This window comes from Maribellus maritimus (genome assembly GCF_022267315.1).
Classification (GTDB): domain Bacteria; phylum Bacteroidota; class Bacteroidia; order Bacteroidales; family Prolixibacteraceae; genus Draconibacterium; species Draconibacterium maritimum.
The window spans coordinates 260594-273206 of record NZ_JAIKLE010000005.1 but is presented as its reverse complement, the minus strand read 5'-3'; the positions used below and the strand labels follow the sequence as shown (position 1 = coordinate 273206).

General features: G+C 37.4%; 10 protein-coding genes. 4 read left to right on the top strand and 6 right to left on the bottom strand.

All coding sequences use genetic code 11. The features are described from left to right. Positions 1 to 106: 106 nt before the first annotated feature. The gene (locus tag K5G00_RS07115; protein ID WP_238765442.1) at positions 107 to 1381 is read right to left on the bottom strand and encodes a M64 family metallopeptidase; all 1275 of its coding nucleotides are present in this window, start codon (positions 1379 to 1381) and stop codon (positions 107 to 109) included. 55 nt (positions 1382 to 1436) lie between these two features. Between K5G00_RS07115 and K5G00_RS07110 the strand changes: the two genes are divergently transcribed. Further along, entirely contained in the window at positions 1437 to 2756 is a 1320-nt protein-coding gene (locus tag K5G00_RS07110; protein WP_238765441.1) for a mechanosensitive ion channel family protein, read from the top strand. Between the two features lie 148 nt (positions 2757 to 2904). Next, a complete protein-coding gene (locus K5G00_RS07105) occupies positions 2905 to 3387 on the top strand; it encodes an Lrp/AsnC family transcriptional regulator (RefSeq protein ID WP_158863705.1) in 483 nt (160 codons plus the stop codon). 45 nt (positions 3388 to 3432) lie between these two features. On the opposite strand, the gene K5G00_RS07100 is transcribed toward K5G00_RS07105, so the two are convergent. Further along, entirely contained in the window at positions 3433 to 4761 is a 1329-nt protein-coding gene (locus K5G00_RS07100; protein ID WP_238765440.1) for an ammonium transporter, read from the bottom strand. 253 nt (positions 4762 to 5014) lie between these two features. Here K5G00_RS07100 and K5G00_RS07095 point away from each other — a divergent pair, with 253 nt between their 5' ends. After that, entirely contained in the window at positions 5015 to 5482 is a 468-nt protein-coding gene (locus tag K5G00_RS07095; protein ID WP_238765439.1) for an Lrp/AsnC family transcriptional regulator, read from the top strand. On the opposite strand, the gene rlmB is transcribed toward K5G00_RS07095, so the two are convergent. Together rlmB and abc-f are read right to left on the bottom strand one after the other, a co-directional pair. Beyond that, positions 5473 to 6213 (bottom strand): 23S rRNA (guanosine(2251)-2'-O)-methyltransferase RlmB, encoded by a 741-nt coding sequence (gene rlmB, locus K5G00_RS07090; protein WP_238765438.1) that lies wholly within the window; start codon positions 6211 to 6213, stop codon positions 5473 to 5475. The genes K5G00_RS07095 and rlmB overlap by 10 nt on opposite strands. After that, positions 6213 to 8156 (bottom strand): ribosomal protection-like ABC-F family protein, encoded by a 1944-nt coding sequence (abc-f, locus tag K5G00_RS07085; RefSeq protein ID WP_238765437.1) that lies wholly within the window; start codon positions 8154 to 8156, stop codon positions 6213 to 6215. The genes rlmB and abc-f overlap by 1 nt, the downstream gene beginning before the upstream one ends. Positions 8157 to 8501: 345 nt before the next feature. Between abc-f and rlmD the strand changes: the two genes are divergently transcribed. Beyond that, the gene (gene rlmD / locus K5G00_RS07080; protein ID WP_238765436.1) at positions 8502 to 9977 is read left to right on the top strand and encodes a 23S rRNA (uracil(1939)-C(5))-methyltransferase RlmD; all 1476 of its coding nucleotides are present in this window, start codon (positions 8502 to 8504) and stop codon (positions 9975 to 9977) included. 51 nt (positions 9978 to 10028) lie between these two features. Here the strand turns inward: rlmD and K5G00_RS07075 are convergent, their stop codons facing one another. Both K5G00_RS07075 and K5G00_RS07070 read right to left on the bottom strand, forming a co-directional pair. Further along, the gene (locus K5G00_RS07075; protein ID WP_158863693.1) at positions 10029 to 10889 is read right to left on the bottom strand and encodes a sigma-70 family RNA polymerase sigma factor; all 861 of its coding nucleotides are present in this window, start codon (positions 10887 to 10889) and stop codon (positions 10029 to 10031) included. Positions 10890 to 11004: 115 nt separating this feature from the next. Next, on the bottom strand, positions 11005 to 12444 hold the full coding sequence (locus K5G00_RS07070; RefSeq protein ID WP_238765435.1) for a Do family serine endopeptidase: 1440 nt from the start codon (positions 12442 to 12444) through the stop codon (positions 11005 to 11007). Between the last annotated feature and the right edge of the window lie 169 nt (positions 12445 to 12613).

Below are 12613 nucleotides of genomic sequence, written 5' to 3'. Positions count from 1 at the left end.
AAGAGGCTGTCCCAAAAGTCTGATTATGTATTTGAAGAGTTGAGTATTTGAAAAATTTCTCAGATACCTACCCGAATACAAAATCCTTTTGGGACGGCCTCTTTTTTTATTCGGTGTAATATTTAATCACTTTTTTTATCGCTTCAGAACAAACGGGGCAGAACTTTCCGGCTTCATTACTTTTCATCCTGCAATCAATGTGCGGGCTGTAAATTCCTTTACTCAAATATCCACCACCTTCATAAACTCCTACAGTATTCCTGTATTTTGACTCTCTGGGTGTTGGTATCGGTGTTGATTTATCTATTAATTTTTTCCATTTCGAATCGAAATCAACAAGCGTAGTAAGGTTTGGTTCCCAGGGTTCAGTTTCAAGGTTGTAGAAATCTTCATATGCGACTGTTGATGTGTAGTATTCATCGCCCAGACCAGCAAAGCCATGACCAAATTCATGCACAAAAACTTCTTTTGTTAGTGTATTGTCTGCTGTGCAAACGGTAATAAAGTTGTAAAATCCGCCTCCGCCATATCTTTCAGTATTCACCAATATGTATATTTGATCGTAAGGAACCTGGGCGGCGGCATCATAAATGGTTTTCATATCGCTGGTGGTCAGGTATCTTGGCAGATCAAATGTGTAGAAGGTGGAATTAAAGAATGTGTTATGATAAACACCTTCTCCGGGAATGTCTGTTCCTGATTCAGCCGAAGGTGTAAAAACAGCTTTTATGTTAAAGCTTTCTTTCTCTGATTTGAATGGCTCTTCATCCAAAAGATAGGTGCTTACCCGCTTCGCATCTTCGATAAATTTATTCATTTCGCTTTCTACATAACCTTCAGCTAGAATTACCAAATCAACTTTTTGCGATGATTTTCCGTTTTTTAAAATATCAAAAATTTCGAAAGACGTTGGCGTTTCTTTTTGAATAAAATAGTTGTCGGGAGCGATTTCTGACGAATAAAGTGTTTTAAAAGTTCCATCCCACTGTCTTGCGTCAATATCAATTCTGAAATTTTTCTTTGGAAAAGGAAATATAGCAGCCTGGTAGAATGTTTTTGTTGTAGTTTTGGCCTCAGCTGTTGTTTGCCATTCCTGAAAAAGTGTACTAAATCCTTTGGAGAAAATAAGGCTGTCTGATTTGATATCAAAAATTCGAAAACGATAGGAGCCATAGTTAAACGGATCAATTAAGTTTGTTTTTGAACCTGCCCAAAAAGATTCCTGTTTCATTTGTTGGGGGAAAACAGTTACTTCTTTGTTGTTCCCTCCCAGTAAAAAGTCAAAACGAAATGACTTATTTATAAAATACTTTTGATAATCTACCTGTGCATTGGTAAAAAAAGGAACAAACAATATAAAAAGGAGAATCTTCAATTTCATGTCGGATGCATTTACTATTTTTGGGTGAAAATAAGAAATATCAACAGACCAGAACATGAGAACTGTCTATAAATTTTTGTTGGATCATTTGAGAGACCTGGAAGGCCTAAGTTTTTTTGCCAAACCCATTTCTGCAATAATCTGTTTAATTATTATTTTTTTTGCTGCTGGTCTGGCGCATCTTATTACTCGAAAGATCTTATTGCAGATTGTATCAAGAATAGCAAAAAGAACAAAAACAACATGGGATGATATTCTTGTAAAGAATAAGGTTTTCAAAGGTTTGGCTCATTTAGCACCTGCTTTTATTTTTTATTTTACCTCCAATTTTGCCCATCCGGTGCTTCATCAGGAGTTAAGCGAACTGGATTCGTCGGTGGTTGACATTCTTTCTCAGGATTATTATTTGTCGCTAGCCGGAATATTATTAAAATTAACGCAGGTTTATTTTACACTTATAATTGTTTTTGTGTCCAATTCGTTTTTAAATGCGGTTTTGGAGATTTACAATACAACCGATTATTCTCATCATCGCCCAATAAAAGGATACATTCAACTGGTTAAGATTTTTGTGTTTTTTATGTCAGGGATCTTAATCATTGCCGTATTGCTGGAGAAAGATGTAACAGGTTTACTTGCCGGGCTTGGAGCCATGGCGGCTGTTTTGTTGCTGGTGTTTAAAGATACCATTCTGGGATTTGTGGCTTCCATTCAGCTTTCTGCAAACGACATGGTGAAAATAGGAGACTGGATTGAAATGAAAAGCAGGGGGGCAGATGGAACGGTGATTGATATCACGCTGAATACGGTAAAGGTGCAAAACTGGGATAAAACCATTTCAACGATTCCAACTTATTCTTTGGTCGCCGAGTCGTTTAACAACTGGAAAGGGATGGAAGAGTCAGGTGGACGAAGGATAAAGCGTTCAGTAAATATAGACATGGCAAGCATCAGGTTTTGTGATACAGATATGTTAAACCGGTTTGAAAAATTTGAAATAATTCGAGACTATGTCAAGCAAAAAGAAAGGGAAATAACAGATTACAATACAAGCAAGCATATTTCAGAAGAAGATGTAATTAGCCGGCGCCGTCAAACCAATGTCGGTATTTTTAGGAAATACTTGGAAGTGTATCTTCATAATCATCCAATGATTCGTCAGGATCTCACATTTCTGGTTAGGCAGCTGCACCCAACCAGTAAAGGATTGCCTATTGAGATTTATGTTTTTAGCAAAGATATTGTGTGGGCAAACTATGAAGCAATTCAGGCTGATATTTTTGATCATATTCTGGCTGTTGTGCCGGAGTTTGAACTCAAAGTCTTTCAGGAACCAACCGGAGCAGATATTTCAAGAGCGATTTCCAGGATATAAATCAGATTGCACAACTTTTAACTATATTTGGTACAGGAAATTACAATTTGTAACAATTATCATGTTTTAAAGCATTGTAATTTATAAATTGCCAAAAATTTCTACATTTGTTTAATAATTTGTAATCGGATAATTACTGAAAGTTGAAATGAATACAAAAGAATACCTTGAGCAGGCGGCGGATATTGACGAATTGGATGAAAAGATTTTAAAGTTAATAACTAAAAATGCAAGAATTCCTTTTTTGGAGGTGGCAAGAGAATGTGGGGTTTCTGGTGCTGCTATTCACCAAAGAGTGCAAAGGTTATTAAATATTGGGGTTGTTTCCGGAAGTGAGTTTGTTGTTAACCCGCAGAAATTGGGATACAATACCTGCGCCTATATGGGAATTTATCTTGATAAGGCTAAGTTTCATACACAGGTAGTTGAGGCATTACGTAATATTCCGGAAGTAGTTGAATGCCATTATGTAACGGGGCAATATGCTATATTTGTAAAAATTCAAACAAAAACAAATAAACATCTTAAGCAGTTAATCGATCAGGAATTACAAGATGTTGAAGGGATAGCGCGAACAGAAACATTTATTTCGCTGGAAATGGATTTTAAAAGACAAGTTCCTATAAAATAAGAAAGCCGGGGAATGCCCGGCTTTCTTATTTTCTCGTTTATATTCTTATTCTTCTTTATAAACAAAATCATAAGACTCATCATGCTGGCTGATATCAAGGCCAATTTTTTCGCCGTGAGGTGAAATTCTCAGCGGAACGATTAAATCTGTTATTTTATACATTAAAATAGATCCTCCAAAAGTAAAAACACCAACTATAACAAGGGCAAGCAAGTGATACAAGAATGTTGTAATGTGCCCGTGTATTAATCCTACTTCGTTGGCAAAAATTGCAGTAGCCAACATCCCGACGATACCGCCCATTCCGTGTGCCGGGAATACATCAAGTGTATCGTCCAGCATTGATTTTGTTCTGAGAGCGATAGCATAATTACTAATTATCGCTGCAATAACGCCAATAAAAATACTTGAGCCAACATTTACAAAGCCAGCAGCCGGAGTGATGGCTACAAGCCCCACTACCAAGCCAATCGCTGCACCAACGGCCGATGGTTTTTTTCCTTTTGCAGCATCAAAAAATATCCAGGTTAGCATGGCAGCAGCCGATGCGGTATTGGTGTTTACCAGGGCTGTTGCCGCAACTGAGTCAGCTGCAAGAGCAGAACCGGCATTAAATCCAAACCAACCAAACCAAAGCATACCAGCCCCCAACAAAATATAGGGGATATTGGCTGGCTTAAATTCTTTGTGAGCATCTTTTCTCCTTCCCAAGAACATGGCTCCGGCCAATGCTGCAAAACCTGCTGACATGTGTACAACAGTACCTCCTGCAAAATCAAGTACTCCCCAGTTTCTGAGAAATCCATTTGGGTGCCAGGTCCAGTGTGCCAGTGGCGCATAAATAAATATTACAAACAAACACATAAATAACATATAAGCCCTGAATCTTACCCTTCCTGCAAAAGAACCAGTAATTAAGGCCGGGGTTATTATTGCAAATTTTAATTGAAACATGGCAAAAACTGCAAGCGGGAATGTGGGAGCCAGATTCGGGTCGGTTCCTCCGCCCACTCCTCTAAACATAAAGAAAGTCGCAGGATTACCGAAGAGACCAAAACCTTCTGGGCCAATACTGTCACCAAAAGCGATACTAAAACCCACAATTACCCATAAAACACTAACGATACCCATGGCTATAAAACTTTGAAGCATGGTAGAAATAATATTTCTGGGCTGCACCATACCGCCATAAAAGAAAGCGAGACCCGGAGTCATTAATAACACAAGACCTGTTGCGGTTAACATCCAGGCAGTATCACCCGCAACCAGATTTGAATAGTCTTGTTCTCCCACACCGGTAGGAATTACTACGCCCAAGAGCGCAGCAATAACAAGGAGGCTAAGAATTAGCCACCAACTAACTTTGTTTTTCATTATAATATAAATTTAAATTGCTGTCTGTCTGATATTCAAACTTTCGTAAAAATATCAATCCACAAATAAAACCAATAATTTTAAAGAAAATTGAAACAATAACGAGGTATTTGTTAACAATTTGATAACAAGTTAGTAGTGGTTTAACATTCAGAGGGTATTATTTTCATATTGTTAGATTTTGCTGTCATGTAGACCTATTTATGGAATTTTTGTTTCTTTTTTGGTATTTTTGTTGGAAAATTGTAAAAACATGACACTGAGGAATAATTTGGACGAGGTTGATTTGAAAATATTGGATATAATCACCAAGAATGCGAGAATACCATTTAAAGATGTAGCCAAAGAAGTAGGGATATCAAGAGCTGCTGTTCATCAGCGCGTAAACAGAATGATTGAACTAGAGGTTATCACAGGTTCGGGGTATCATATAAATCCCAAAAAGGTTGATTTTAGAACCTGTACTTACATTGGAATTTTTTTGGAAAAGGGCGGACTTTTTTCGGAAGTAGTAAACCGGTTAAAATTGATTCCCGAGATTGTTGAATGTCATTATACCACTGGCGCATATGCTATTTTTATTAAGGTGTATGCTAAAGACAATGAACATTTAAAGACGATTTTGAGCGGAGAAATTCAAAAAATACCAGGTGTGGCCAGCACCGAAACTTTTATTTCTTTGGAAGAATCATTCAAAAGGACTATTCCTGTTCATAGTTGAGAGCGTTGGCGTACAGCTTCGTACATTATAATTGCTGCTGCAACAGAAACGTTGAGTGATTCAATTTTGCCTAAGATTGGTATCGTTAACTGTTCGTCGGTAAGTTGCAGAATTGAATTTGAAATTCCTGTATCTTCTGAGCCCATAACGATGGCCAGAGGCATATGTAGTTTTGAATCAGAATAAATGGTATTTGCCTTTTCGGTTGCGGCAATAATTTTTATTCCTGAGTCCTTGAGGAATTTGATTGTTTTTGCCAATCCCTGTACTTTACAAATTGGTACATGGTGGATAGCTCCGGCTGACGTTTTTACTGCATCGCCTCCAATTCTTGCTGTTCCCTTTTCCGGAATCACAATTGCGTTTACTCCTGCGCATTCGGCCGATCGCACAATCGCCCCAAAGTTTCTGACGTCGGTCACCTGGTCGAGAATTAAAATTAGAGGATCCTTCCCCGATTCGTAAATGCCGGGTAACAATGTTTCGATATTATGGTATTCAATTGGGGATAAAAGTGCCAAAACACCCTGATGGTTTTTTCGGGTAATCCGGTTTATTTTTTCCAGAGGCACAAACTGAAATTGAATCTGCTCTTCTCTTATCAGCTGAAAAAGCTCCTGCGAAAGCTCGTTATTTAGCCCTTTTTTTAAAAATATTTTGTCAATGTGTCGATTGGTTTTTATTGCTTCAATTACCGCCCGGGTTCCAAAAACAAATTCATCTTTATTCATTACCATATTTTTTTTGCCTGCCAGCTTTCCAGTTCTTTTTGCTGTTGTTCCCAATTCTGCATTGTAGTTTCAAGCTCGCTTTTCAAATCATTATATTTTTCAAAAACCGAATGATCATCCAGATTTTCCGGTTGTGACAAAAGCGCATCTAATTTAGCAATTTCTTCTTCCAACTCTGTGATTTTATTTTCGGTATTTTCCACCTGTTTTTCAAACTTGGAGATGGTTTTATTTATTTCTTTTTTGTCTTCAAAACTAATTTCATCAGCAGATGAATTTGTCTGTACGGTGCTTTTAGAATTGGAGTTGTTTTTTAGTTCCAGTTCTTTTAATGATTCTATTTTCTTTTTTTGAAGAAAATCATAGATGCCTCCAAGATGTTGTTTGATTTTTTTATTTCTGAATTCATATACACAATTGACCAGTCCATCCAGAAAATCGCGATCGTGGGAAACAACCAAAACTGTTCCCGAAAAATCGGCAAGGGCGTTTTTTAAGATTTCCTTTGATTTCATATCCAAATGATTGGTCGGCTCATCAAGGATTAAAAAATTAACAGGCTCCAACATCAGTCGTATCATAGCCAAACGCGATTTTTCACCTCCGCTTAATACTTTCACTTTTTTATCAACGTCTTCGCCGGGAAAGAGAAAAGCACCCAGGATATCTCTGATTTTTGTTCTTACATCTCCAACGGCAATTTCATCAATGGTTTCAAAAACCGTTAATTCATTATTTAACAGTTGGGCCTGGTTCTGTGCAAAATATCCTATTTTTACATTGTGTCCCAATTTTAAGTCTCCCTGGTATTCCAATTCATTCATGATAATTCGGGCAAGCGTGGTTTTGCCTTCCCCGTTTCGTCCAACAAAAGCTACTTTTTCGCCTTTTTCGATGTATACATCCACATCGTCGAGAACCAAATGGTTGTCATATCTTTTTCTGATGTTTTTTGCTTTTACAATATCTCTCCCTGAGTGCGGTGCTGGGGGAAATTTTATATTTATTTTTGATTTGTCCTCCTCTTCAATTTCAATCCTGTCGAGTTTTTCAAGTTGTTTTATTCTGGACTGAACCTGAACGGATTTAGTTGCTTTGTATCTAAAGCGCTCAATAAATTTTTCTGTGTCGTCGATTAGCTTCTGTTGGTTTCTGTATGCCGCCAGTTGAATTTCTTTCTGCTCACTTTTCCATTTTACAAAAGAGGAATAGTTCATTTTCTGATCATTTATTTTCCCCAGTGTTATTTCAATTGTGCGATTACAGACAGCATCAAGAAATGCTTTATCATGTGAGACTAAAACAACTGCACCTTTGTAATTTTTTAAAAAATCTTCAAGCCACTGAATCGATTCGATATCCAGGTGGTTGGTTGGCTCATCCAGAAGAAATACATCGGGTTTTTTTAACAGAAGTTTTGCCAGCTCTACGCGCATTCGCCAGCCACCACTAAATTCAGAAGTTGGGCGGTCAAAGTCATTTCTTTCAAATCCGAGCCCCAGAAGTGTTTGTTCCAATTCAGCTTCATAGTTTTCTCCACCAAGTATTGAATATCTTTCGTTGAGTTCCGTTAGTTTATCTAAATTTCTTAAATACTCCGGCGAATGGTAGTCTTCGCTCTCAGCAATCTCCTGGTTTATTTTTGCTATTTCTTTTTCAAGGCTGATTATTCTGTCAAAAGCGAGCGTCGTCTCTTCTTTTAATGTTCGGGTGTCTGTAATATGCATCTGTTGAGGTAAATAGCCGAGAGTAGTATCCTTGGGAAGAGCAACTGTTCCCGATGAAGGTTTTTCAATTCCCGTGATTAGTTTGAGTAAAGTTGTTTTACCCGCACCATTTTTACCTACCAGTCCGATTCTGTCTTTGGGATTGATTAGAAAACTTATTTCTCTAAACAGATCAAAACCGCCAAAATTTAAAAATATTTTATCAAGTGAAATCATAAAGAATATTGAAAAGTTGCCAAAGATAATGATTAAAGATGAATTGTGAGAGATGAATGTAAAAGGCAAAAAAAATACCCTTACGGGTAAAAGAAGGAAGGGGAAAGCACTATGGACGCTTTTTGAAGATGATTGATGATTTACAAACCCCTAAACACAAAACCAATCATAAATACAGAAGTCGCTTTCCCCTATAAAGTTTTATTTATTGAAAATAAAACCAACCATTAAATCAATTCAAAGATAAGTAAAAAACTTTCATACGAACAAATCAATCATAATTAAAAAACGTGTAAATGACAGTAAGTCGGGCGGTTTTCTCATTTTGGGAAAGTCATTTTTCATATGGGAATCAAATTGGGGATAATTTCAGAAGATATTGAGGTAAAGAGCTTATATTTGCCAAAAAAGAAAGTGGGAAGAAAAAGGAAAAAACCTTTCTATGAAAAGGTCAAAATAGAAGATATCGGAGCTGAAGGTAAGGCTCTCGCGAGAGTTGGAGATAAAGTCGTTTTTACACGCTTGGTTGTTCCCGGAGATATTGTTGATTTACAAGTTACCAAAAAGCGAAAAAGATATGAAGAGGCTTTTGTAACAAAGGTTCATGATTATTCAAAAGACAGAGTGGATGCTTTTTGCGATCACTTTGGTACTTGTGGAGGATGTAAATGGCAATTTTTACCCTATAAGAAACAACTGTTTTACAAGGAAAGCCAGGTAGGGGATCAGCTTAAACGAATAGGAAAGCTTGATTTGCCCGGTGTTTCTCCAATTCGGGGATCTGCAACTGATACTTTTTATAGAAACAAGCTGGAATTTACTTTTTCCAATAAAAGATGGCTTTCGAACGATGAAATTAATTCTAAAGCAGAAGTTGAAAATTTAGATGCACTTGGATTTCATGTTCCGGGTTTATTTGACAAGGTAATAAATATTAAAAAGTGCTGGTTACAGCCTGAACCGTCAAATAAAATAAGAAACTTTATATACGATTACGCGGTTTCCAATTCTTTAGATTTTTTTGATATAAAAGAACAGAAAGGATTTTTGAGAACGATGATTATTCGTACTACTAGTACCGGAGAACTAATGCTGATTGTATCTTTTTTTTATGAAGATGTGGATAAGAGAGAGAAGTTGCTTGAGGCTGTGAGAAATCAGTTTCCTGAAATAACTTCGCTTATGTATGTAATTAATCAAAAAGGGAATGATACGATAACAGACCAGGAGATAGAAATTTTTAACGGTCGCGATTACATTTGGGAGGAGATGGAAGGACTTAAGTTTAAAATTGGACCGAAGAGTTTCTATCAGACCAATTCAAAACAGGCGTATGAATTGTACAAAGTTACGCGTGATTTTGCAAAGCTTAAAGGAGCTGAAACCGTTTATGATTTATATACCGGGACCGGTACAATTGCAAATTTTTTGGCTGCAAATGCAAAAAGAGTAGTTGGAATAGAATATGTTCCGGAAGCTATCGAAGATGCAAAAGTAAATTCAGAAATTAATGGTATTAAAAATACTTCGTTTTTTGCAGGCGACATGAAAATGGTATTGAATGATGGTTTTGTGTCAGAGCAGGGGAAGCCCGATGTGATTATTACGGATCCGCCAAGAGCCGGCATGCATGCCGACGTGGTACATACCATTTTAAATATCAGACCGGAACGAATTGTTTATGTTAGTTGTAACCCGGCAACTCAGGCGCGCGATCTGGCGATGATTTCAGACTATTATAAAATTCAAAAGGTACAGCCGGTTGACATGTTTCCGCATACACATCATGTGGAAAACGTTGTTTTGATGGAGTTGAAATAGGAGATAAAAAAGAGCAAAAAAAAGGTTGCTCAACAGCAACCTTTAAATATCTTAACCAAGATATGATTTCAATAATTTGCTTCGCGATGTATGGCGTAATCGCCTGATCGCTTTTTCTTTGATTTGACGAACTCTTTCACGAGTGAGGCCAAATCGTTCCCCAATTTCTTCCAAAGTCATTTCCTGGCAACCGATGCCAAAGAATAATCGGATAATGTCACTTTCCCTTTCGGTTAATGTAGCTAAAGCACGGTGGATCTCTCTTGCAAGCGATTCCATAATCAGGCTTTTATCGGCGTTTGGTGAGTCGTTGTTCACCAGCACGTCAAGCAGGCTGTTGTCTTCTCCGTCTACAAAAGGAGCATCCACAGAAACATGTCTTCCGGAAACTCTTAGTGTATCTGCTACTTTATCGGCAGGGAGTTCAAGTGAATCAGCTAATTCTTCAGGTGAAGGCTTGCGTTCGTGTTCTTGCTCAAATTTTGAGAATGCTTTGTTAATCTTATTTAACGAACCTACCTGGTTCAATGGTAAACGAACAATTCTCGACTGTTCAGCAAGCGCTTGAAGAATGGACTGACGTATCCACCATACTGCATAGGAAATAAACTTAAAACCGCGGGTTTCATCGAATTTTTCTGCTGCTTTGATTAATCCCAGATTACCTTCATTAATTAAGTCGGGCAAGCTTAAACCTTGGTTTTGGTATTGCTTGGCAACCGATACTACGAATCGTAAATTGGCTCTGGTCAATTTTTCTAAAGCAGCCTGATCTCCTTTTTTAATCCTTTGTGCTAATTCGACTTCTTCTTCTACAGTAATAAGCTCTTCTTTTCCTATCTCCTGAAGATACTTGTCTAAAGAGGCACTCTCCCGATTAGTAATTGACTTTGTGATCTTTAGCTGTCTCATAAACTCTCCTTAAAAAACGTGCAAATATAGAACATTATAATTTAATGATCAAGGAGAAAACTTATCAAAGAAAAATTTGATAATAAATAGTTAAAGATAGTTCCGAAAGTTTTTTTTAATCCGTTCCAAAAACGAAATATGCTAATTCTCCGTTCGGATAAATACCTTCAACTAAAATTCCTCCTCTCGCATTTCCAATCTCTCTTTTTAAATCATTGACCTCATAAATGGGCTTTTTGTTCACGTTTGTGATAATAAATCCTTCTTTAAGGCCGGCATCTCGTAATTTTCCTTTGTTGAGATTTTTGATTTTGATACCGTATTCGATATCCAAATTATTTTTCTCGTTATTGCTAACTTCTTCAAAGTCAGCTCCCAAATATGATGATCTGTCTCTTACAATTTGTGTGTCACCGTGTTTATTACGTAGTGTTACTGTAAATTGTTTCCTTTCTCCGTCCCGAAGTACAACAATTTTTACATCATCGCCCGGACGGAACTGGCTTATTTTTTCCTGTAACTCAGCAGATGATCTTACTCTGTCTCCCTGAACGCTGACAATTACATCTTCTTCTTTTATCCCCGCTTCTCTGGCAGCACCATTTTCTGTAACACCTGCAACATAGACTCCATCAACATTGTCAAGGTTTAATTCCTCTGCTATTTCTGCATTTACATCTCCAATGTTAACCCCAAGCAGTGCCCGTTGAACTTCACCAAATTCTTTCAAGTCAGCGACCACTTTTTTAACAATTGAAACAGGAACTGCAAATGAGTAACCTGAATATGAACCCGTTCTTGAAGCAATGGCAGTATTTATTCCCACCAGTTTGCCTTGCTGATTAACGAGTGCACCACCGCTGTTGCCCGGGTTCACTGCAGCATCGGTTTGAATAAATGATTCTATTGCCATTTGATCGGTATTGATTCCAAGATTTCGGGCGCGTGCGCTAACAATACCTGCTGTAACGGTTGACGTAAGATTAAACGGATTTCCAACTGCTAAAACCCATTCCCCCAGTCTTAGATCATCGGATTCACCATAGGTTAAGTATGGTAAGTCGTCAGCATCTACTTTTAAAAGTGCAATATCGGTGGAAGGGTCTGTCCCGACCAAACGGGCATCAAACTCTCTTTTGTCGTTTAAAATCACTTTAATTTTCTGTGCTTCTTCAATTACGTGGTTATTGGTTACAATAAAACCATCCTCTGACAGGATAACACCTGAACCAAATCCTCGTGCAATTTGCGGTTGTTGATTTCTTCGTAATCCGAAAAAATCATCCAGAAACGGATTTCCGCTTGACCAGCCTCCACCACGAACCGATTGTGTGGCAATATGTACCACAGAGTGTATCGAATTCTCAGCAGCATATGTCAGATCTGGCAATACTGCGCTACTTTCACCCGGAAGAGCTGCATATTTTAACGGTTGTTCCTCTTTTATAGTTACTACTTCCTGTTTGTCGAAGAATTTACTGTAAGTCCAAACGGCAATGAAAGCTCCTGCAACTACCAATAATAGTGTAACTGAATATCTACTTATTTTTTTCATAGCTAAAAACAATTATTAGTTCTTACTTATTCTTTAATTATTTGCATTTCCATAAAACGCAAATATATTGCCACTGTTTAAAGACGTAGTGATAAGAACCATATCATTTTGCATTATTTAACAACACAGGTAAACTTTTGTTAAAAAGATAAAATCAAAACATCTGTAC

What these genes read in the sequence shown, in the direction of transcription:
- K5G00_RS07110 (WP_238765441.1), top strand. Translation starts at nt 1,437, where the DNA reads ATGAGAACTGTCTATAAATTTTTGTTGGATCATTTGAGAGACCTGGAA.
- rlmD (WP_238765436.1), top strand. Translation starts at nt 8,502, where the DNA reads ATGGGAATCAAATTGGGGATAATTTCAGAAGATATTGAGGTAAAGAGC.
- K5G00_RS07115 (WP_238765442.1), bottom strand. Translation starts at nt 1,381, where the DNA reads ATGAAATTGAAGATTCTCCTTTTTATATTGTTTGTTCCTTTTTTTACC.
- K5G00_RS07070 (WP_238765435.1), bottom strand. Translation starts at nt 12,444, where the DNA reads ATGAAAAAAATAAGTAGATATTCAGTTACACTATTATTGGTAGTTGCA.
- rlmB (WP_238765438.1), bottom strand. Translation starts at nt 6,213, where the DNA reads ATGAATAAAGATGAATTTGTTTTTGGAACCCGGGCGGTAATTGAAGCA.
- abc-f (WP_238765437.1), bottom strand. Translation starts at nt 8,156, where the DNA reads ATGATTTCACTTGATAAAATATTTTTAAATTTTGGCGGTTTTGATCTG.
- K5G00_RS07100 (WP_238765440.1), bottom strand. Translation starts at nt 4,761, where the DNA reads ATGAAAAACAAAGTTAGTTGGTGGCTAATTCTTAGCCTCCTTGTTATT.
- K5G00_RS07095 (WP_238765439.1), top strand. Translation starts at nt 5,015, where the DNA reads ATGACACTGAGGAATAATTTGGACGAGGTTGATTTGAAAATATTGGAT.
- K5G00_RS07105 (WP_158863705.1), top strand. Translation starts at nt 2,905, where the DNA reads ATGAATACAAAAGAATACCTTGAGCAGGCGGCGGATATTGACGAATTG.
- K5G00_RS07075 (WP_158863693.1), bottom strand. Translation starts at nt 10,889, where the DNA reads ATGAGACAGCTAAAGATCACAAAGTCAATTACTAATCGGGAGAGTGCC.